General features: G+C 65.6%; 19 protein-coding genes. 13 read left to right on the forward strand and 6 right to left on the reverse strand.

Annotated features, from left to right (window positions below):
• Positions 1–87 precede the first annotated feature (87 nt).
• On the reverse strand, positions 88–846 hold the full coding sequence (locus ACTIF6_RS11755; RefSeq protein WP_439588166.1) for a 3-hydroxyacyl-CoA dehydrogenase: 759 nt from the start codon (positions 844–846) through the stop codon (positions 88–90).
• A gap of 138 nt (positions 847–984) precedes the next feature.
• On the opposite strand from ACTIF6_RS11755, the gene ppk2 reads away from it, so the two are divergent.
• Positions 985–1,881 (forward strand): polyphosphate kinase 2, encoded by an 897-nt coding sequence (gene ppk2 / locus ACTIF6_RS11760; RefSeq protein ID WP_439588167.1) that lies wholly within the window; start codon positions 985–987, stop codon positions 1,879–1,881.
• A gap of 129 nt (positions 1,882–2,010) precedes the next feature.
• Here the strand turns inward: ppk2 and ACTIF6_RS11765 are convergent, their stop codons facing one another.
• Positions 2,011–3,063, reverse strand: a complete 1,053-nt coding sequence (locus tag ACTIF6_RS11765; protein ID WP_439588168.1) for an extracellular solute-binding protein — start codon at positions 3,061–3,063, stop codon at positions 2,011–2,013.
• Positions 3,064–3,171: 108 nt separating this feature from the next.
• Here ACTIF6_RS11765 and ACTIF6_RS11770 point away from each other — a divergent pair, with 108 nt between their 5' ends.
• Positions 3,172–4,104 (forward strand): patatin-like phospholipase family protein, encoded by a 933-nt coding sequence (locus ACTIF6_RS11770; RefSeq protein ID WP_439588169.1) that lies wholly within the window; start codon positions 3,172–3,174, stop codon positions 4,102–4,104.
• Between the two features lie 133 nt (positions 4,105–4,237).
• Here ACTIF6_RS11770 and phaP read toward each other — a convergent pair whose 3' ends face one another.
• A complete protein-coding gene (phaP, locus tag ACTIF6_RS11775) occupies positions 4,238–4,780 on the reverse strand; it encodes a TIGR01841 family phasin (RefSeq protein WP_439588170.1) in 543 nt (180 codons plus the stop codon).
• Between the two features lie 265 nt (positions 4,781–5,045).
• On the opposite strand from phaP, the gene ACTIF6_RS11780 reads away from it, so the two are divergent.
• The 8 genes from ACTIF6_RS11780 to ACTIF6_RS11815 are packed head-to-tail and all read left to right on the forward strand — an operon-like array spanning position 5,046 to position 12,516.
• On the forward strand, positions 5,046–5,984 hold the full coding sequence (locus ACTIF6_RS11780; RefSeq protein ID WP_439588171.1) for a histone deacetylase family protein: 939 nt from the start codon (positions 5,046–5,048) through the stop codon (positions 5,982–5,984).
• On the forward strand, positions 5,981–6,436 hold the full coding sequence (locus tag ACTIF6_RS11785) for an acyl-CoA thioesterase (RefSeq protein ID WP_439588172.1): 456 nt from the start codon (positions 5,981–5,983) through the stop codon (positions 6,434–6,436). Before ACTIF6_RS11780 ends, ACTIF6_RS11785 begins: the two co-directional genes overlap by 4 nt.
• A complete protein-coding gene (locus tag ACTIF6_RS11790) occupies positions 6,433–7,161 on the forward strand; it encodes a nitroreductase (RefSeq protein ID WP_439588173.1) in 729 nt (242 codons plus the stop codon). The genes ACTIF6_RS11785 and ACTIF6_RS11790 overlap by 4 nt, the downstream gene beginning before the upstream one ends.
• 38 nt (positions 7,162–7,199) lie before the next feature.
• A complete protein-coding gene (locus ACTIF6_RS11795; protein WP_439588174.1) occupies positions 7,200–7,547 on the forward strand; it encodes an FKBP-type peptidyl-prolyl cis-trans isomerase in 348 nt (115 codons plus the stop codon).
• A gap of 2 nt (positions 7,548–7,549) precedes the next feature.
• Complete coding sequence (locus ACTIF6_RS11800; RefSeq protein WP_439588175.1) at positions 7,550–8,947, forward strand: sodium:proton antiporter; 1,398 nt, start codon at positions 7,550–7,552, stop codon at positions 8,945–8,947.
• Positions 8,948–8,970: 23 nt separating this feature from the next.
• Positions 8,971–9,948 (forward strand): 2-hydroxyacid dehydrogenase, encoded by a 978-nt coding sequence (locus tag ACTIF6_RS11805; protein ID WP_439588176.1) that lies wholly within the window; start codon positions 8,971–8,973, stop codon positions 9,946–9,948.
• Between the two features lie 13 nt (positions 9,949–9,961).
• Complete coding sequence (locus tag ACTIF6_RS11810) at positions 9,962–11,335, forward strand: DNA recombination protein RmuC (protein ID WP_439588247.1); 1,374 nt, start codon at positions 9,962–9,964, stop codon at positions 11,333–11,335.
• A complete protein-coding gene (locus ACTIF6_RS11815) occupies positions 11,332–12,516 on the forward strand; it encodes an MFS transporter (RefSeq protein WP_439588177.1) in 1,185 nt (394 codons plus the stop codon). The genes ACTIF6_RS11810 and ACTIF6_RS11815 overlap by 4 nt, the downstream gene beginning before the upstream one ends.
• A gap of 14 nt (positions 12,517–12,530) precedes the next feature.
• Here ACTIF6_RS11815 and ACTIF6_RS11820 read toward each other — a convergent pair whose 3' ends face one another.
• Complete coding sequence (locus ACTIF6_RS11820; protein ID WP_439588178.1) at positions 12,531–13,217, reverse strand: TetR family transcriptional regulator; 687 nt, start codon at positions 13,215–13,217, stop codon at positions 12,531–12,533.
• A 149-nt stretch (positions 13,218–13,366) separates the two neighbouring features.
• Between ACTIF6_RS11820 and ACTIF6_RS11825 the strand changes: the two genes are divergently transcribed.
• The 3 genes from ACTIF6_RS11825 to ACTIF6_RS11835 are packed head-to-tail and all read left to right on the forward strand — an operon-like array spanning position 13,367 to position 19,251.
• On the forward strand, positions 13,367–14,620 hold the full coding sequence (locus ACTIF6_RS11825; protein ID WP_439588179.1) for an efflux RND transporter periplasmic adaptor subunit: 1,254 nt from the start codon (positions 13,367–13,369) through the stop codon (positions 14,618–14,620).
• A 12-nt stretch (positions 14,621–14,632) separates the two neighbouring features.
• A complete protein-coding gene (locus ACTIF6_RS11830) occupies positions 14,633–17,782 on the forward strand; it encodes an efflux RND transporter permease subunit (RefSeq protein ID WP_439588180.1) in 3,150 nt (1,049 codons plus the stop codon).
• 2 nt (positions 17,783–17,784) lie between these two features.
• Positions 17,785–19,251 carry an efflux transporter outer membrane subunit gene (locus ACTIF6_RS11835; protein ID WP_439588181.1) on the forward strand — a complete coding sequence of 489 codons (1,467 nt, stop codon included), beginning with the start codon at positions 17,785–17,787 and terminating at the stop codon, positions 19,249–19,251.
• Between the two features lie 148 nt (positions 19,252–19,399).
• Here ACTIF6_RS11835 and ACTIF6_RS11840 read toward each other — a convergent pair whose 3' ends face one another.
• Together ACTIF6_RS11840 and ACTIF6_RS11845 are read right to left on the reverse strand one after the other, a co-directional pair.
• Positions 19,400–20,269 (reverse strand): TIGR00730 family Rossman fold protein, encoded by an 870-nt coding sequence (locus tag ACTIF6_RS11840; protein ID WP_439588182.1) that lies wholly within the window; start codon positions 20,267–20,269, stop codon positions 19,400–19,402.
• Positions 20,270–20,294: 25 nt separating this feature from the next.
• Positions 20,295–21,173 carry an AEC family transporter gene (locus ACTIF6_RS11845; RefSeq protein WP_439588183.1) on the reverse strand — a complete coding sequence of 293 codons (879 nt, stop codon included), beginning with the start codon at positions 21,171–21,173 and terminating at the stop codon, positions 20,295–20,297.
• Positions 21,174–21,255: the final 82 nt, after the last annotated feature.

Below are 21,255 nucleotides of genomic sequence, written 5' to 3' on the forward strand. Positions count from 1 at the left end.
AGAACACCGCGGAACTGGCTTTGCCAGGCCGCAGGTGTTGCCCCCTTGAGGGGGTGACGCGCCACAGGCGCGGCGCGGGGGTGGGCCTTACTTCGGCGCGAGGCGGATCGCGCCGTCCAGGCGGATCACTTCGCCGTTGAGCATGTCGTTCTCGAAGATGTGCCGGGCCAGTCTGGCGTAGTCCTCGGGCGTGCCCAGGCGGCTGGGAAACGGCACGCCGGCCGCGAGCGCGTCCTGCACCTCCTTGGGCATGCCAAACAGCATGGGTGTGCCGAAGATGCCGGGCGCAATCGTCATGTTGCGGATGCCGTTGCGCGACAGGTCGCGTGCGATCGGCAGCGTCATGCCGACGATGCCGCCCTTGGACGCGGCGTAGGCGGCCTGGCCGATCTGACCGTCGTAGGCGGCCACGCTGGCGGTGGAGATCATCACGCCGCGCTCGCCGGTGGCTTCGGGCTCGTTCTTGCTCATGGCTTCGGCCGCCAGACGGATCATGTTGAAGCTGCCCACCAGGTTGACCATGACGGTCTTGGTGTACACGCCGAGGTTGTGAGCGCCGTTCTTGCCCACGGTCTTTTCCGCGGGCGCAATGCCCGCGCAATTCACCAGGCCCATGAGCTTGCCCATGGACACCGCCTTGGCCACCACGGCCTGGCCATCGGCTTCGCTGCTCACGTCGCACTTCACGAAGGCGCCGCCGATCTCGTTCGCCACGGCCTCGCCCTTCTCAGCCTGCATGTCGGCAATCACCACCTTGCCGCCGTTGGCCGCGAGCATGCGCGCCGTGCCTTCGCCCAAACCCGACGCGCCGCCGGTGACGATGAAAACCTTGCCTTGAATGTCCATGAGTGATTCCTTTGAGGGGGTGATGTGACGTTGACGTAAACGTCAATTCAGCACGAATTATGCGACACGTGCGCGTCACGGCACTGTCATATGCGGCCTCTAGCCTTGGCGCTTTGCCTCAACTTTCGAACCTTCACCATGCTCGACAACGCTGACGACTTGATGCGCCGCATCCATGCAGACCTGATGGACGGCTTCGACGAAGAGCTCGAGATGGAGCTGGAGGACCGTGAGACCGATGTGGTCGACGCGTCGCAAGCGAAAGAAGCGCGCCGCGTCTACTTCCGTGAGCTGTTCCGCCTGCAGGCCGAGCTCGTGAAATTGCAGGACTGGGTGGTGGCCACCGGGCACAAGGTGGTGATCCTGTTCGAGGGCCGGGACGCGGCGGGCAAGGGCGGCGCGATCAAACGCATCACCCAGCGCCTGAACCCGCGCGTGTGCCGCGTGGCCGCCTTGCCGGCGCCGAACGACCGGGAACGCACGCAGTGGTATTTCCAGCGTTATGCCGCGCACCTGCCGGCGGCTGGCGAGATGGTGCTGTTCGATCGCAGCTGGTACAACCGCGCGGGGGTCGAGCGCGTCATGGGCTTCTGCACCGACGAGCAGTACGAGGAATTCTTCCGCTCCGTCCCCGAGTTCGAGCGCATGCTGGTTCGCTCCGGCATCCAGCTCATCAAGTACTGGTTTTCCATCTCGGACGAAGAGCAGCACCTGCGCTTTCTCGGCCGCATCCACGATCCGCTCAAGCAGTGGAAGCTCAGTCCCATGGACCTGGAAAGCCGGCGCCGCTGGGAGCTCTACACCCAGGCGAAGGAAGTGATGCTGGAACGCACCCACATCTCCGAATCGCCCTGGTGGGTGGTGCAGGCCGATGACAAGAAAAAGGCGCGCCTGAACTGCATTCACCACCTGCTCCAGCAGATGCCCTACGGCGAAGTGGAACGCCCCACCATCACCCTGCCCGAACGCGTGCGCCACGAAGGCTACCGCCGCCACCAGGTACCCGGCGAAATCCACGTGCCGCAAATCTACTGAACAGAAAAGACCAAGGCCCGCAACAGCGGGCCTTGGTCATCCAGAACATCGCGGATCCGGCTTTGCCGGTCCGCAGATGTGCCCCCTTGAGGGGGTGACGGCCCGAGCATCGGGCCGGCGCGGGGGTGTTTACTTGTACCCCACGCGGTCCATCATCTGCTGCACCTTGGTCATGTTCTTGGCGACCACACCCAGCGGCACCGTTTCGGCCTTGAAGTTGTCGCCCCCCATCTTCGAGATGGCCGGGTTGTCGATCTTCAAACCCTTGACGGCAGGGAACTCGTTGTTGCCGTTGGCAAAGTAATCTTGCGCGAACGGGCTGGACAGGAATTCCATGAACTGGATGGCGTTGTCGCGGTTCTTGGCGTACTTCGCCACGGCTGCACCGGCGATGTTCACGTGGGTGCCGCTGGTGCCCTGGTTGGGGAACGACACGCGCACCTTGTTCATCACCGCCTGGTCTTCTGCCTTGTCCGATTTGATGAGACGGGCGACGTAGTAGGTGTTGGTCACGGCTACAGCGCATTCGCCAGAGGCCACGCCCTTGATCTGGTCGGTGTCGCCACCCTTGGGTGCGCGGGCCATGTTGTCGACCACGCCCTTGAGCCAGGCCTCGCCCTTCTGGTCACCCAGGCGCTCGACCACGGTGGCGAACAGCGAGAGGTTGTAGGGGTGCGAGCCAGAGCGCGTGCACACCATGCCTTTGAGTTTGGGGTCGGCCAGTTGCTCGTAGGTGGCCACGTCTTCGGCCTTCACGCGCGCGGGGTCGTACACGATCACGCGGGCGCGTGTCGAGAAGCCGGTCCAGGTCACGCCGTCAGGGGTCGCCGCAGCGCGCAGGTTGGCCGGAATGGCGGCATCGAGCTTGGCGGACTTGATGGGCTGGAACAGGCCCTGGGAATCCGCCACGGCCAGACGCGCGGCGTCCACCAGAAGGATCACGTCGGCGGGGGAGGCCGCGCCCTCAGCGCGCAGGCGCGCAACGATGCCCGCGTCGTCCGCGTCCACGCGGTTGATCTTGATGCCGGTGGTCCTGGTGAAGGTGTCGTACATCACCTCATCGGTCTGGTAGTGGCGGGCGGAGTACAGGTTGAGCACCTTGTCCTGGGCCTGGGCCGACACGCCCATCGTGGCAGCGGCCACCGCGATCGCGAGCATCGAGAGCTTGGAGTACCTGTTCATGGTTGTCCTTTTTGAATGAATTTGAAAGAGGCGTGGGGATTGGAAAGGGGCTCTTTTTCTGAGAAGGTCGAGCGGATAATTCGACTCAAAATGCTAACAGAAACGCGAATGGTTCTTAATAAGTCCTTAATCCCCACAGGCCTGCTCGCAGCAATGCTTTTGCTGGCAGGGTGTTCCAGCACCCCGCCTCCGCCGCCTGAACCTCCCGTCGTCACGCCGGTGCCTCCACAGGTTGAACCCGTTACCCGTCCTCCACGTCTTGGCCTGGCGCTTGGTGGTGGCGCCGCACGCGGCTTCGCACACGTGGGCGTGATCCAGGTGCTGGAGCAGAACGGGATCCGTCCCGATCTCGTGGTGGGTACCTCGGCCGGCAGCCTCGTGGCCGCGCTTTACGCCAGCGGCAAGACGGCAGCCCAGCTCGAGACGGCGGCGCTGGGCATGGAGGAAGCCGCGCTGACCGACTGGGCGCTGCCCATCATGGGGCGCGGCTTGCTGCGCGGCGAGGCGCTGGCGCGCTACGTGCGCAAGGAAGTCGACGGCAAGTTGCTGGAAAACATGAGCCTGCCGCTGGGCGTGCTGGCCACGGATCTTTCCACCGGGCAGGGCGTGCTGTTCCGGCGGGGCGACACCGCGCAGGCGGTGCGCGCCTCCAGCGCTGTGCCGGGCGTGTTCGCGCCTGTGGCCATTGCCGGGCGCGAGTACCTCGATGGCGGCCTGGTGGCCCCCGTCCCGGTGCGCCAGGCGCGCGACATGGGCGCTGAAGTGGTGCTGGCGGTGGACATCTCCAGTTCGCCAGAAGGCAACTCGGCCATCGGCAGCCTGCAGGTGCTGCTGCAGACCTTCGCCATCATGGGGCAGAGCATCAACCGCCATGAACTGGCGGGTGCCGACGTGGTGGTGCGCCCTTCACTGGTGGGTGTGGGAAGTGCGGACTTCGCGTCGCGCAAACGTTCCATCGAGGCAGGGCGGGCGGCCATGCAGGCGGCCCTGCCGATGCTGCGAACCCAGTTGGCCAGAAAAAAAGCCCTCACTTCGCAGTGAGGGCTTAAGGGGTCCGATGAAACCGAATTTCGAAAAGGACCCGAGGAGACAACCAGAAAAACCAGTTTGATCCTAGAGGGGGTGCCGGGGCGCGTGCCGGTTCAGCCGATCAACGGCGCCCTTGCGGCGATGTTCAGCGCTTCTTGGCGGCCGACTTCGTGGCGTTGACGGCCGAAGCGGTCACGGTGTTGAAGTTGGCTTCAGCCATTTCGGTGGCTTGCTTGACAGCCTTCTGCACCGATTCCAGGGCGTTGTTGCTGGCGGAGATGGCGCTCTTGAAAACGGCCACGGCGGTTTCGGAACCGGCGGGTGCGTTCTTCGAAGCGTTGTCCACAACGGCCAGGAACTTCTTCTGGGTTTCGCTGGCCTGGGCTTCAGCGGCCTTGCCGAATTCGGCGCCAGTGCCGGCGGCGATGTCGTAGAGGTGGCGGCTGTAGGCCACGGTCTTTTCAGCCAGAGGCTGGAACAGGCCGGCTTGCAGAGCCAGCAGTTCTTGCGCGTCCTTGACGCTCAACAGCGCTTGCGTGCTGTTGGCGGATTCGGACAGGGCGGCCTTGGTGGCTTGCACGTTCAGCTCGACCAGCTTTTCAACGCCTTCGAAGGCTTTCTGGGTCAGGCCGAAAAGGGTTTCGATGTTGGCTTTCTGGGCGGCAACGATTTGTTCAGCGGTCAACATATTCATACTCCTGGAGTTGTCAAAAAAGAGGGCTTAGTTCAGGGCTGCTGGGAACACCGCGCTGTCTTTGACGCTGTTGTTCTTGTTCGCTTTGCTGCACTGCAACATGGGCTCGATTATAGGGAGACGATGGCATAGCGCAAGCCTTTTTTGTTGCGCTGCAGCATTCTAGAGGTGCCGTTCTAGAAACCGCCTGAAGTGCTGCGGATTCAACAGCCGGACACAATGGACCACCTCCCACGTCGGCCCGCTTTCCCTTCTTCCCGTGCAAGCCTTCTACGCCGACCATTTCGTTCTTCCCTTGCCCAGTGGTCACCGGTTTCCCATGGCCAAGTACGCGCGTCTGCGCGAACGGCTTGCGGCGGAATTGCCCGGGGTGCAGCTTGCGCAGGCCATGCCGGCGAGCGATGGCGAACTGGCACTGGTGCACACACCGGCCTACATCGACGCCATCAGCAGGGGAAGCCTGTCTGCTGCGGCACAGCGAGAGATCGGGTTTCCCTGGAGCCCGGCCATGGCCGAGCGCGCCCGGCGCTCGGTGGGCGCCACGCTTCAGGCCTGCCGCAGCGCCATGGCTGGCGCAGGGCTGGCGGCCAACCTGGCGGGTGGTACGCACCATGCGTATGCGGACAAAGGCAGCGGCTTTTGCGTGTTCAACGACTTCGCCGTGGCGGCGCGCCTGATGCAGGCCGAGCACGCCCGCATGCACCGGGCCCGCGAAGCGCTGCGCGTGGCCATCATCGATCTCGACGTCCACCAGGGCAATGGCACGGCGCACATCTTCGCCAGCGACCCGTCGGTGTTCACGCTGTCCCTGCACGGCGCGAAGAACTTCCCGTTTCGCAAGGAGCCCAGCGATCTGGATGTGGAACTGCCCGACGGCTGCGCCGACACCGAATACCTGGAGGCGCTGGAACAGGCGCTCGGCGAGCTCGAACGCCGGTTCGAGCCCGGTCTGGTGCTCTACCTTGCGGGCGCGGATCCGCATGAAGGCGATCGCCTGGGGCGGCTGAAGCTCTCTTTCGACGGCCTTGAAGCGCGCGATCGTCGCGTGATGGACTGGGCGTGGCGGCGCCGTCTGCCGCTGGCTTTCGCGATGGGAGGCGGATACGGCCACGATCTCGATGACACGGTGCAGGTGCAGATCAACACCTACCGCACGGCGTTGGAGTACGTCGGCCACTGGCACAATGCCGCGGCATGAATACCGCTACCCGTTCACCCAATGAGCGCCCGCAAGCCCTGCTGCGCAGCGCTTACCGCGTGTTCCGGCCCATCGGCACTCGCTGGAGCGACAACGACGTGTATGGCCACGTGAACAACGTGGTGTACTACAGCTGGTTCGACACGGCGGTGAATGCCTACCTGATCGAGCAAGGCGCACTGGATATTCATGCGGGCCCGGTGATCGGACTCGTGATCGAAACGCAGTGCAACTACTTCGCTCCCCTGGCCTTTCCGCAAACCGTGTCGGCCGGCCTGCGTGTGGCGCACCTGGGGAATTCCAGCGTGCGCTACGAAGTGGGCCTGTTCGCCGAGGGGGTGGACTCTGCTGCTGCGTGCGGTCATTTCGTGCACGTCTACGTGGACCGCGAAACCCGCCGCCCCGTGCCGCTCCCTGAATCTCTCAAACACACCCTGGAGACCCTTCGATGACCCTCAACCCCCAGGCCGCAGTGGGCAGCATCGATGCCGCGAGCGTCGACGCCGCCATCACCAGCCGCATGTCCGTGCGCGCCTTCCTGCCCAAGCCGGTGCCGCGCACGACGATCGAACACCTGCTGGCCCTGGCCAGCCGCGCGCCATCGGGCACCAACACCCAACCCTGGAAAACCTACGTGCTGCAGGGCGCCAGCCGCGACGCACTGGTGGAAAAAGTCTGCGCTGCGCACGATGCGCTGCGTGCCGACCCGTCGCTGGCCAGTCAGTACAAGGAAGCCTACGACTACTACCCCGAAAAATGGGTCAGCCCGTTCATCGACCGGCGCCGCGAGAACGGTTGGGGGCTTTATGGCTTGCTGGGCATCACCAAAGGCGACAAGGACAAGATGCACGCGCAGCACCAGCGCAATTTCCGCTTCTTCGATGCGCCCGTCGGCCTCATGTTCACGCTCGATCGGGTGATGGGACGGGGCTCGCTGGTCGACTACGGCATGTTCATGCAGAACCTCATGGTGGCCGCGCGCGGTCATGGACTGCATACCTGTCCCCAGGCGGCCTGGAACGGTTTTGCGAGCATCATCCTGCCGCACATCGGCGCGGGTGAGAACGAAATGCTGGTTTGCGGCATGTCGCTGGGCTATGCAGATCCCGACCATGTGGTCAATGGCTTCCACACACCGCGTGAGCCAGCCGCGTCGTTCACGACGTGGCTGGAATAATCGGTCGCTTTTCCATTCATTCCAACGAGGAGACTTCCATGATCACCACCCCCAGCGGTCTGCAGTACGAAGACACCGTTGTCGGCCATGGCGAAACCGCCCAGGCCGGCCGACCCGTGCAGGTGCACTACACCGGCTGGCTCTACAGCGACGGCGTGCAGGGCGCCAAGTTCGATTCCAGCAAGGACCGTGGCCAGCCTTTCGAGTTTCCCCTGGGGGCCGGCCACGTCATCAAAGGTTGGGACGAAGGCGTGCAGGGCATGGCCGTGGGTGGCACGCGCCGTCTGGTGATCCCTGCCGCGCTGGGCTACGGTGCACGTGGTGCCGGAGGCGTGATCCCGCCCAACGCAACGCTGCTGTTCGAGGTCGATCTGCTGGCGGTCTGAACATGCGCCGGCTCGCATTCATCCTGGCACTGTTGCCCGGCTTCGCTCAGGCCGCCGATCTCGACGGCAGCCAGCTCTCGGTGCTGTGGGGCGTGCCCTTCGCGGGGGTGCTTCTGTCCATCGCGCTGGTGCCGCTGCTCGCGCCCATGTTCTGGCACCACCATTTCGGCAAGGTGTCGGCGGCATGGGCGCTGGTGTTCCTGGTGCCGTTTGCGGTGGTGGTGGGGCCGGGTGTGGCGTGGACCGCCGTGGTCCACGCCATGGTGGCCGAGTACATCCCTTTCATCATCCTGCTCACCGCGCTGTTCACCGTGGCAGGCGGTATCTTTCTGCGTGGCAACCTGCATGGCAGCGCGGCACTCAACACCGGTCTGCTCGGCATCGGGGCTGTGCTGGCCAGCTTCATGGGCACCACGGGCGCCTCAATGCTGCTGATCCGCCCGCTGATCCGCGCCAACGACAACCGCAAGCACCAGGTGCACGTGGTCGTTTTCTTCATCTTCATCGTGTCCAACGTCGGGGGTTCCCTGACGCCGCTGGGCGACCCACCGCTGTTCCTGGGCTTCCTCAAGGGCGTGGAGTTTTTCTGGACGATGGAACACATCTGGCGCGAAACCCTGTTCCTGCTGGTGGCGCTGCTGACCCTGTTCTTCGTCATCGACTGGTGGCTTTACCGCAATCGGGAAGAGATTCAGCCCCGGGATCCGACGCCTGATACCGAGCGCATCGGCTTCGACGGTGCCAAGAACTTCCTGCTGCTCGGTGTGGTGGTGGCGCTGGTGCTGATGAGTGGGCTCTGGAAGTCGAGCGTGGTGTTCAACGTCTGGGGCACTGAAGTCGGCTTGCCCGGTCTGCTGCGCGACGTGGGCCTGATCGCGGTCACTCTGGTGTCCTTGCGCCTCACGCCGTCGAGCGTGCATGAGAGCAACCAGTTCTCGTGGGGGCCCATGCAGGAGGTGGCCAAGCTGTTCGCCGCCATTTTCCTCACCATCATTCCTGTCATCGCCATGCTCAAGGCCGGTGTGGACGGACCGTTCGGCGCCGTGGTCAAGGCGGTGACCAACGCCGATGGCACGCCGAATCCGGCGATGTATTTCTGGGCCACCGGCCTGCTGAGTTCCTTTCTCGACAACGCGCCGACCTACCTGGTGTTCTTCAACACGGCCGGTGGGGACCCGCAGGTGCTCATGAATGCACTCGCTCCCACCTTGGTGGCGATCTCCGCCGGGGCCGTGTTCATGGGCGCCAACACCTACATCGGCAACGCCCCCAACCTCATGGTCAAGGCCATTGCCGAGGATCGCGGTGTGCGCATGCCGAGTTTCTTCGGCTACATGCTCTGGTCGGTCGGCATCCTGGTGCCGTTGTTCGCGCTGATCACCTGGATCTGGTTCGTCTGATCCGCTCTTTCACCATTTCTCCCATGACCAAACGACCTTCCATCCTGATCGCCCGCAACATCTTTCCTGACGTGGTGGCGCGATTGCGTGAACACTTCGAGGTGGAATCCAACGACACCGACGGTGTGCTTTCCCCGCAGGAACTGGTGGCGCGGCTGCAGGGCAAGGCCGGCGTGCTCACCACCGGCAGTGAAAAGGTGGACGCGGCGCTGCTCGCGGCCTGCCCGCAACTCAAGGTGGTGGCCAACATCGCCGTGGGCTACAACAACTTCGACGTGCCCGCCATGACGGCGGCCGGCGTGGTGGCCACCAACACGCCCGACGTGCTGACCGAGACCACTGCCGACTTTGGTTTTGCGCTGCTCATGGCCACGGCGCGGCGCCTCACCGAAAGCGAGCATTTCCTGCGCGCGGGCCAATGGAACCGCTGGGCACTCGACATGTTTGCCGGTGCCGAAGTCAATGGCAGCACGCTGGGCATATTGGGCATGGGCCGCATCGGCCAGGCCATCGCCCGGCGCGGGGCGCATGGTTTCGGCATGAAGGTGATCTACAACAACCGCTCGCGTCTGGACGCGGCCACGGAAGCCGAGTGCAAGGCCAGCTACGTCGATAAAGCCACGCTGTTGCGCGAGGCGGATCACCTCATCCTGGTGCTGCCCTACAGCGCTGAAAGCCACCACGCCATCAGTGCTGCCGAGATCGCGCAGATGAAGCCCACGGCCACGCTGATCAACATTGCGCGTGGCGGCATCGTGGACGACGCAGCATTGGCCCAGGCGCTGCGCGAGAAGCGCATTGCGGCAGCGGGGCTGGACGTGTTCGAGGGCGAGCCCAAGGTGCATCCGGACCTGCTTACCGTACCCAACGTCGTGCTCACGCCGCACATCGCCAGTGCCACCATTGCCACCCGCAAGGCGATGGCGAACCTCGCGGCCGACAACGTGATCGCCTTCCTCACCACCGGGCGCGCCGTGACGCCCATCAACACCCTGGCCTGATGCACGGTTCATGATGGTCGAACTGCTGCCCTGGGCGCTGCTGATCCTGCTGGTGATCAACCTGGCGTTGATCGTCTGGCTGGGGCTGCGCCGCCCCGCAGCGGACGACGAGTCGATCGCGCACCGCCAGTTGTTGCTGGCGCAGTTGCAGCAGCAGGGTCAGCGCGTGGAGCGCGTCGAGAGCGAGTTGCGGCGCGAGATCAGCGAGTCGTCCAGAGGAGGGCGCCAGGAAATCCAGCAGACGTTGGCCACCTTCCAGGAAACGCTGACCGGGCAGTCCGCCGAAACGACACGCACGCAGAACGCCCAGCTCGACGCCTTTGCTCAGCAGCTCGTGCTGTTGCGTGGCACGCTGGGCGATACGCTCACGCGGCAGTTGCAGGACATGAGCGAAGGCAACGCGCGTCGGCTGGCCGAGATCCGCACCACGCTCGACGCCCAGCTGCAGCAACTCCAGCAAGGCAATGCAGCCAAGCTCGACGAGATGCGTGCCACGGTCGATGAGAAGCTGCAGAGCACGCTGCAGGCGCGCCTGGGCGAGAGTTTCAAGCAGGTGGCCGACCGGCTCGAGCAGGTGCACAAGGGCCTGGGCGAGATGCAGACGCTGGCGCAGGGCGTGGGTGATCTCAAGCACCTGCTGACCAACGTGAAGACGCGCGGCATGTTCGGCGAGGCCCAGCTTGGGGCCTTGCTGGAACAGGTGTTTGCTCCCGACCAGTACGCCGTGCAGGTGATGACCAAGCCGGGCAGCCGTTTCACGGTCGACTTCGCCATCCGCATGCCGGGTCGCAGCGACGACGGCTCGCCATGCTGGTTGCCCATCGACGCCAAGTTTCCGAACGAGGACTACGAGCGTCTGCTCGATGCGCAGCAGCGCGCCGACGTGGACGGCGCCGAGATGGCCGCACGCGGGCTGGAGCAGCGCATCCGGCTGGAGGCGAAGTCCATGGCCGACAAGTACCTGCAGCCGCCACACACCACCGATTTCGCGATCCTGTTCCTGCCCACCGAGGGCCTGTATGCCGAAGTGTTGCGCCGGCCCGGGCTCATGGAGTTGCTGCAGCGCGAACACCGGGTGACCCTGGCCGGGCCCACCACGCTCATGGCCATGCTCAATTCGCTGCAGATGGGCTTTCGCACACTCGCGCTGGAGAAGCGCTCCAGCGAGGTCTGGCAGGTCCTGGGCGCGGTCAAGACCGAGTTCGGCAAGTTTGGCGACGTGCTGGCCCGCGTCAAGAGCCAGACGCAGACCGTACTCAACACGCTTGACAGCGCCGAGACGCGCAGCCGTGCCATGGGTCGCGCACTCAAGGCCGTGGAAGCCCTGCCACAGGACCAGGCCAGCGCGCTGCTGCCGCTGGACCCCACCGACAACGGAGACGCTTGAACCCGAATCTGCGCACCGACCTTGCGCGACTGATCGCCGCCCAGATCTGCCTGCATGCGTGCATGACGGGCTTTCGACTTGCCGCACCGCTGATGGCACTGCGCGAAGGCTTCAGCCCGGCGGCCGTGGGGGTGCTGCTCGCCCTGTTCGCGCTGGCGCCAGTCTTCATGGCCCTGCCAGCGGGGCGCTACGCCGATCGGCGAGGCCTGCGCAAACCGGTGGCGATCTCCGTGGGTGTGGCCACCGCCGGCGCTGCGCTGGCCGTCGCATTTCCGGTCTTCATCGTGCTGTGCTTGACGGCGCTCACTTGCGGGGCAGCCACGGGCCTGGCGATGATCGCCCTGCAACGTCACGTGGGCCGGCTGGCGAACGGCCCTACCGAACTCCGGCAGGTTTTCAGCTGGATGGCCGTCGGCCCATCGATCTCCAACTTCCTGGGCCCGTTCGTCGCGGGCGTGATGATCGACAGCTTCGGCTTTCGCGCCGCGTTCCTGTTGCTCGCGCTGCTGCCTTCGATGGCCTGGTACTGGGTGCGCCGCGCGGTGGAGCACGAACCCGTGGCGCCGGAACTGCGACAGACCAGCGGTTCGTCCTGGAACCTGTTGAAGGACAAAGGCTTCAGGAAGCTGATGGCGATCAACTGGATGCTCTCTTCCTGCTGGGACGTGCACACCTTCCTCGTGCCGGTGCTCGGCCACGAGCGCGGCCTGAGCGCCACCGTGATCGGCACCATCCTGGGCGCCTTTGCGCTGGCCGCCACGGCCATCCGCCTGCTCATGCCCTGGCTGGCAGCGCGCTTGCGCGAGTCGGTGGTGATTGCCTCGGCCATGGTGGCCACGGCATTGCTGTTTGCCGTCTACCCGCTGGTGCACGCGGCCTGGGCCATGGGCGCGCTGTCGGTGCTGCTGGGTTTCGCGCTGGGTTCGGTGCAGCCGATGATCATGAGTTCGCTCCACCAGATGACGCCGCACCACCGCCATGGTGAGGCGCTGGGTCTGCGGGCCATGGCCATCAACGGTTCGAGCGTGGTGATGCCGCTGATGTTCGGCTCGGTCGGCGCGTTGATCGGCGTGGGTGCGGTGTTCTGGCTGGTGGGCGCCGCCGTGGGTATTGGCTCGCCGATCGCCTGGACCCTGCGCACCGAGCCCTCTGACCAAGATCCCCCGCGCACGCCACCCTGAAATCGGTCCCCTGGTCAGGCCGGCGTGAGCTTGCGTGCCGAGGCGGGCACCGCGCGCTGGCGCGTGCGGCTGGCCGGCAATGAGAAGCCCAGGCCGGTGAGGTAGACGTCCAGCGTGACGCGACCACTTTTGACGAGGTCGAACGCTTCGGGCTCCAGCAGCCAGTTCTGGATCAGCCCGTCCATGATCACGTGCAGGCCCAGGGCGGCGGTGGCCACCGGAACGGTGAGCTGGATGCCTTCGCGCTCCACTGCCTGCTGAAGGACCTCCTCGGTCATGACCATGCACTCGTTGCGCACCCGGAGGTGGCGGTCGCGCACCGCCTGCATTTCGGTCACGTATTCGACCTTGTGGGTGGCGACCTCGAACACGCGCCGGGTCTGTTCATCGGTGGCGGTCTGCTTGAGGGCGCTCATCATCGAGTCGCGCAGGGAGAGCAGGGGGTCGGTGGTGGTCTCCGCCGTGCGTGCGGTGCAGGCCAGCGTGCCTTCCAGGGGCATGGTCACGCGTTCCATCATCGCGTTGAACAGGTCGGCCTTGTCTTTGAAGTGCCAGTAGATGGCGCCGCGCGTGGTACCGGCGGCGGTGGCGATGTCGTTGAGCGAAGTGCGCGAGACGCCACGCTCCTGAAACAGGTGCTCGGCAGCATCCAGCAGGCTGTGGCGTGTTGCCAGCGCATCGGCTTTGGTGCGTCGAACCATGATTTGTGTCTCCAGAAAGGAAGCCCTTGGGCATTCGCGGGACTATACATACATTCTTGGATGTATGTATACTGCGCCGTTTTGCGGCAGCACAAAATGACAGGGTATTCCCTGTTTGCCGCCTCTTCACCTCAATCCCAAGGACTCCCATGCCCGTCTTGAGCCCCGTCAAGTCTGTGCCCGTTTCACGCGCCCGGTTTGTGCCACTGTCCCAGGTCAACTTGCTGCGGGGACTCTCTGTGGTGGCGCTCGCCGTGATATTGAGCGCTTGTGGCAAGTCCGCCGCGCCCGAGGGCGCTGCCGCTCCGGGTGGTGGCATGCCCGCGCCCGAAGTGGGTGTGGTCACGGTGGCCCCCGGTGACGTGGGCCTGATGACCGAACTGCCGGGTCGTCTGGAGGCTTCGCGCGTGGCCCAGGTGCGGGCGCGAGCCGCGGGCATCCTGCAGGAACGCCTGTTCCGCGAAGGCAGCGAAGTGAAGGCCGGTCAGTCGCTTTTCCGGATCGACGCCGCACCGTACACCGCCGCACTCCAGAGCGCCCAGGCCAGCCTGGCGCGTTCGCAGGCCAACCTAACGCAAGCCACCGCGCTGGCCGAACGCTACGCGCCGCTGGTGAAGGAAAACGCCGTGAGCCAGCAGGAATTTGCGACCGCCGTGGCCGCGCAGAAGCAGGCCGAGGCCGACGTGGCCGCCGGTCGTGCCGCCGTGCAGACCGCCAACATCAATCTCGGTTACGCCCGCGTGACGGCGCCCATCTCGGGCCGTATCGGACGTGCGCTGGTGACCGAGGGTGCCCTGGTCGGGCAGGGCGAGTCCACCCAGTTGGCGGTGATCCAGCAGATCAACCCGATGTACGTGAACTTCACCCAGTCGGCGGCCGAGGTCTACAAGTTGCGCAAGGCCATGGACAGTGGTCAGCTCAAGGGCGCGGGGGCGGACGCCGCTGCCGTGCAGGTGGTGCTGGAAGACGGCAGCGTGTACGAGCAGGCGGGTCGCCTGCTGTTCGCTGACCTGACGGTCGACAGCGCCACCGGCCAGGTGACGCTGCGTGCCGAAGTGCCCAACCCCAAGGGCACGCTGTTGCCTGGCCTGTATGTGCGCGTGCGCCTGGAGCAGGCCAAGGCAAGCAACGCCATCACCTTGCCGCAGCAGGCGGTCACGCGCTCCGCGCAGGGTGACTCGGTGTCGGTGGTGGGTGCCGACGGCAAGATCGAATCGCGCAAGGTGAAGGTGGGCGGCCAGCAGAATGGCCAGTGGGTCATCGTGGACGGTGTGAAGGCGGGTGAGCAGGTGATGGTCGACGGCTTCCAGAAGCTCCAGATGATGCCGCCCGGCACGCCGGTCAAGGCCGTGCCGTGGAAGGCTCCCGGCAGCACCGCTGCGGCCCCGGGCACGCCCAGCTAAGGAGCGCCCGAAATGGCGAAATTCTTCATCGACCGGCCCATCTTCGCGTGGGTGATCGCGCTCTTCATCATGGTGATGGGCGGCGTGTCCATCACACAACTGCCGATCGCGCAGTACCCACCGGTGGCACCACCGGCCATCATCATCAACGCCGCCTATCCTGGGGCCTCCGCCGCCACGCTGGAAGACAGCGTGTTGTCGGTCATCGAGCGCGAGATGAATGGCGCGCCAGGCCTGATCTACATGGAGTCGGTGGCGCAGGCCGACGGCAGTGGCAGCATCACCCTGAGCTTCGAGACCGGTACCAACGCCGATCTTGCGCAGGTGGACGTGCAGAACCGGCTCGCCCGCGCCACGCCACGTTTGCCCGCCGCGGTGACGCAGCAGGGCGTTCGGGTGGACAAATCGCGCAGCAACTTCCTGCTGTTCACCATGCTCTCCAGCGACGACCCGGCCTGGGACCCGGTGGCGCTGGGTGACTACGCATCGCGCAGCGTCGTGCCCGAACTGCAGCGCCTGCCCGGTGTGGGCCAGGCGCAGCTGTTCGGCACGGAGCGCGCCATGCGTGTCTGGATCGACCCGGCCAAGCTGCTCGGCTTCAACCTGAGTTCAGCCGACGTCACCAACGCCATCCGCGCGCAGAACGCGCAGGTGTCTGCCGGCGAAATCGGTGCATTGCCCAACGTGGGCGGTCAGAGCATCGCGGCCACCGTGGTGGTCAACGGTCAACTCGGCAGCCCCGAACAGTTTGGCAACATCGTGCTGCGCGCCAGTGCCGATGGCGCCACCGTGCGTCTGAAGGATGTGGCCCGCATCGAACTGGGGGGGCAGACCTACGCCACCTCGGCGCGGCTCAATGGCAAGCCAGCGGTCGGCATCGGCGTGCAGCTCTCGCCCAGCGGCAACGCGCTGGCCACGGCCGGGGTGGTGCGCGAGAAGATGCAGGAGCTCGAGCGATTCTTCCCCAAGGGCATGAGCTGGTCCATTCCCTACGACAGCTCGCGCTTCGTGAAGATCTCCATCCAGCAGGTGGCCGTGACGCTGGGCGAGGCCATGCTGCTGGTGTTCCTGGTGATGTTCCTGTTCCTGCAGAACTTCCGCTACACCATCATCCCCACCATCGTGGTGCCGGTGGCGTTGCTGGGCACGTTTGCCGTGCTGCTGGCGATGGGCTTCTCCATCAACGTGCTGACCATGTTCGGCATGGTGCTGGTGATCGGCATCGTGGTGGACGACGCCATTGTGGTGGTGGAGAACGTCGAGCGCATCATGAGCGAGGAAGGCCTGCCGCCGCTCGAAGCCACACGCAAGGCCATGGGCCAGATCTCAGGCGCCATCATCGGCGTGACCGTGGTGCTGATCTCGGTGTTCGTGCCGCTCGCCTTCTTCGCCGGCTCGGTGGGCAACATCTACCGTCAGTTCTCGGCCGTGATGGGCGTGTCCATTGCCTTCTCTGCCTTCATGGCACTCTCGCTCACGCCTGCCCTGTGCGCGACCTTGCTCAAACCGGTGGAAGCCGGGCACAACCACGACAAGAAGGGATTCTTCGGCTGGTTCAACCGCGGCTTCAAGCGCACCGCCAAGCGCTACGAAGGTGGCGTGGCTGCGCTGCTGCCGCGTGCCGGGCGCACACTCATCATCTACCTCGCCATCGTCGCGGTCGCCGCAGTGGTCTACATGCGCCTGCCCACGTCGTTCCTGCCCAATGAAGACCAGGGCACGATGCTGGTGAACGTGCAACTCCCCCCGGGTGCCACGCAGGAACGCACGCTGGAAGTGATGAAGCAGGTGGAAGGCTTCGTCCTCGAGCAGCCGGAAGTGCAGGGCATGGTCAGTGTGCTGGGCTTCAGCTTCTCGGGCCAGGGCCAGAACGCGGCGCTCGCCTTTGTCACGCTCAAGGACTGGGCGGAACGCACCGCGCCCGGCAGCTCGGCCGAAGCACTGGCGGGCCGTGCGTTCGGCGCGCTCTCTGGCATTCGCGACGCATTCATCTATCCACTGAGCCCGCCGCCCATTCCGGAACTGGGTGCGTCCTCGGGCTTCAACTTCCGCCTGCAGGACCGCGGTGGCCTGGGCCGTGAAGCCTTGCTGAGTGCGCGCAACCAGCTGCTGGGCATGGCCTCGCAGAGCAAGATCATCACCCAGGTGCGCCCGGATGGCCTTGAAGACGCACCGCAGCTGCAGATCGACATCGATCGCGACAAGGCCAATGCGCTGGGCGTGGGTTTCGATGCGATCAACGCCGCCATCGGCACCGCGCTCGGCTCCAGCTACGTGAACGACTTCCCCAACACAGGCCGCCTGCAGCGCGTGGTGGTGCAGGCCGATGCGCCTGCCCGCATGCAGCCTGAAGACCTGATGCGCCTGAACGTGGTCAACAACAAGGGGCAGGCGGTACCGCTGTCGGCCTTTGCCGCCACCCACTGGATCACCGGCCCCATGCAGACCGTGCGCTACAACGGCTACCCCTCCATGCGCATCAGCGGCAGCGCGATGCCCGGTTCCAGTACCGGCGCGGCCATCGCCGAGATGGAGAAACTCGCCGCCCAGTTGCCGCAAGGCATTGGCTACGAGTGGACCGGCCAGACGCGTGAGGAAAAGCTGGCCGGGGCACAAGCCCTGGTGCTGTACGGCTTCGCCATCCTGGCGGTGTTCTTGTGCCTGGCCGCACTGTACGAGAGCTGGACCATCCCACTGTCGGTGATTCTGGTGGTGCCGCTGGGTGTGCTCGGCGTGCTGCTGGCGACCTTGTTGCGCAGCTACTCGAACGATGTCTACTTCCAGGTGGGGCTGATCACCATCATCGGGCTCACCGCGAAAAACGCCATCCTGATCATCGAGTTCGCCAAGGACTTGCAGGCGCAGGGCAAGAGCGTGATCGAGGCGGCGCTGGGCGCGGCCCACATCCGGTTCCGCCCCATCATCATGACCTCAATGGCCTTCACCCTGGGTGTGTTGCCGCTCGCCATTGCCTCGGGGGCCGGCTCGGCCAGCCAGCGCGCCATCGGTACCGGCGTGATCGGCGGCATGATCACCGGCACCGTGCTCGCGGTGGTGTTCGTCCCGATCTTCTTCGTCGTGGTCCGCACGCTCTTCAAGGGCAGCAAGCGCCAGCAAATGCACGATGCCGAGCAGGCCCGACACCATGGACATGGAGCCTAACCATGCTTGAGACCAGACTCTTCCCCGCGCGCACCGCGCTCACGCTGGTGGCCGCCGCTGTGCTGGCAGGCTGCTCGATGATGCCCACCTACGAGCGCCCGGCGATGCCAGTGGCGCCCGAGTGGCCCGTGGCCACGCCCGCCCCGGCGGCCAACGCCACGCCTGCAGCCGACATCGCCTGGACCGATTTCGTGGGCGACGCGCGCCTGCGCGAACTCATCGCGCTCTCGCTCGCCAACAACCGCGACCTGCGCGTGGCCACGCTCAACATCGAACAGGTTCGTGCGCAGTACCAGATCACCAGCGCCAGCCAGCTCCCGGCGATCGGTCTGGCCGCCAGTGGCACCCGACAGCCAGCGGCCGATGGCAGCGGTGGCATCAGCAGCGTCTACAGCGTGGGCCTGGCGCTCAGCAGCTGGGAGATCGACTTCTTCGGCCGCATCGCCAGCCTGAAGGAAGCCGCGCTGGCACAGTACCTGGCCAGCGAAGAAGCGCAGCGCGCCACGCAGACCAGCCTGGTGGCTGCCGTGGCCAGCACCTGGCTGAGCCTGCAGGCCAACGAGGAACTGCTGGCTTTGACGCAACGCACGTTGGCCACGCGCGAAGACTCGCTGCGACTGAGCAAGCTGCGGTTTGACAACGGTGCGTCGTCCGCGCTGGACCTGCGCCAGGCCGAATCGCTCAGCGCGTCGGCCCAGGTGGCCCTGGCCCAGCAGCGGCGCCTGCGCGCGCTCGATGTGAACGCGCTCACCTTGCTGGTGGGCCAGGCGCCGCCTTCCAGCCTGCTTCCCACCGCCGCGCCCGCTCCTGCAGCGCCCGCCGCCAGCGACGGGACCGTGGCCGTGCCGGCGGCCCCCGCCATGGGCGCTTCCATGCTGCGCGACGTGCCGGCCGGCCTGCCGTCTGATCTGCTCACGCGGCGCGCCGACATCCGCCAGGCCGAACAGCAGCTGATCGCTGCCAACGCCAACATCGGCGCGGCGCGCGCGGCTTTCTTCCCTCGCATTTCGTTGACGGCCAGCGCCGGCACCGCCAGTTCCGATCTTTCCGGCCTGTTCAAGAATGGCACCTGGGGCTTCACGCTCGCGCCGCAGGCGCTGCTGCCGATCTTCGACGCCGGGCGCAACCGCGCCAACCTCGACTCCGCGTGGGCGGGTCGTGACATTGCAGTGGCCCAGTACGAAAAGACCATCCAGACCGCCTTCCGTGAAGTGGCGGATGCGCTGGCGGGCAACGCGACGCTGGGAGATCAACTCGCCGCCCAGCAAGTGCAGGCCACGGCCGAAGCGGATCGTTTCCGCCTGGCCGAACTGCGCTACCGCAATGGCGTGGCGAACTACCTCGATGTGCTGGATGCACAGCGCTCGCTGTTCGCCACCCAGCAGGCGCTGGCCCAGACGCGGCTGGCGCAGCAGCAGAGCCAGGTGGCGCTGTACAAGGCCCTGGGCGGCGGATGGACGCAGAAGTGACGACCCCCTGCGCCGCTGACGCGGCTTCCCCCTGAAAGGGGGACAACGCCTGAGGCCCGGCAAAGCCGGTTCCTCGGCGTTTCTGGAGGGGGCACAGCGCTCCGGAGATTGGTGGGCTGCGAGGGATCCGCACAAAGCGCGGCAGGGGTTAGCCCTTCAAGTCGTAGAACTGGACGATGTGGGCCCAGGCGCTCTGGGGGTCGTCCACGTACTTGAACAGATCGAGATCCTCGGGCGAGATCGTGCCTTCTTCCACCAGCACGTCCAGGTTGATCAGGCGCTTCCAGTAGTCGCTGCCGAACAGCACGATCGGCACCGGCTTGGACTTGCGGCACTGCACCAGTGTGATCACTTCGAACAGCTCATCGAGCGTGCCGAAGCCGCCGGGGAACGCGACCAGGGCCTTGGCGCGCATCATGAAGTGCATCTTGCGCAGTGCGAAGTAATGGAACTTGAAGCTGAGCTCGGGTGACACGTAGGGGTTGGCCGACTGCTCGTGGGGCAGGGCGATGTTGAGGCCCACGTTGAGCGCGCCTTCGTCGTGCGCACCCCGGCTGGCCGCCTCCATGATGCCGGGTCCGCCGCCCGTGCAGATGAAGAGCTGGTCCGCCTGTGGGCACTGCTTGCTGTAGCGGGCCACGATGCGCGCGAACTCGCGCGCGTGGTCGTAGTAGTGCGCGTTGCGCACCATCGCCGTGGCGGCGCGGATGGCGTGTTCGTTCTCCGTGATCTCGGCCTTGGCAAGCAGTTCGCGCGCGTCGTTGGCCTCCCGGAAACGGGCGCTGCCAAACACCACCACCGTGTTTTCGATGCCCAGCTCCCGCTGTGCCAGATCGGGCTTGAGCATTTCCAGCTGGAGGCGGATGCCTCGTGTCTCACGGCGCAGCAGGAACTCGGGATCGGCAAAGGCGAGCCGGTAGGCGTCGGCGTGCAGCGCATTGCCTTCGTTGGAATGGGCCTGCAGCTCGGCCCAGGCATCGGCCAGTCGCCGTTCGTTCAGGTCTTGAGTGGCTTCCATGTGGGATTCCTTGTGTGTGAGGGGCCTAAAGACCCAGTGCCAGCGCGATCGGCACGAAGACCACCGCCAGGGCATTGCCCAGCATGATCATGGCACCGACCTTCTCCGGTTCCTGGTGGTAGCGCTCGGCCAGCATGAACTGCATCACGGCGGGTGGCAACGCGGCGAACAGCAGCAGTTGCGCACGTGCAACCCCTTCGAGATCCAGCGCCCACGCCAGCGGCAGACCGATGGCCAGGCCAAGGAGCGGGCGCGCCAGCGCGCCGAGCATGCCCATGGCCAGGCCCTCGCGCGTCAGCGAGGTCAGGCGCACACCCAGGGCGAACAGCATCATGGGAATGATGGCGTCGCCCAGCAGCTTGAGGCCTGAGAGCACCACGTCGGGCGGCCTGATCCCGCTCAATGCACTGACCAGGCCGAGCAGGGTGGCGATCATGAGCGGGCTGGTCATGAGGTCTCGGGTACGGGCGATGCGGCTGGTGATGCGCGCGCCCACCGAGAAATGCAGCAGATTGCTCACGGCAAACAGCGCCACAGCCGCGCCGAACTGCTCCGCGCCGAAGGCCAGCAGGGCCAGCGGCAGGCCGAGGTTGCCGCAGTTGTTGAACATCACCACCGGCACCAGCGTGCGCGGCTGCACGCCGAAGGCGCGTGCCAGCGGCCAGGCGAGCAGGCCACCCCCCAGAATGACCACGGCACCGCCCAGGAGCAGCGGCAAATGGTCGGTGATCACGAAGGCCTTGGATGCCATCACCGAATACATCAGCATGGGCGCGAGCACATCCAGCGCAATGCGGTTGAAGGTGGAGAGGTCGGGCCGGGCGCGGCGTCCGTAGCCATAGCCGATGGCCACCACCAGGAAGACCGGAATGATGACGTCCGCGATGCGTGAGACGAGATCCATGGGTGGAGCGCTGCGTTGGGCTTCGTGAGATCAAACGGAAGAGGCTCCCGCAGGAGCCTCTTCAGACAGGAGACGTGATTCG

The sequence above is a fragment of the Hydrogenophaga sp. genome (assembly GCF_051860785.1).
Taxonomy (GTDB): Bacteria; Pseudomonadota; Gammaproteobacteria; order Burkholderiales; family Burkholderiaceae_C; genus Hydrogenophaga.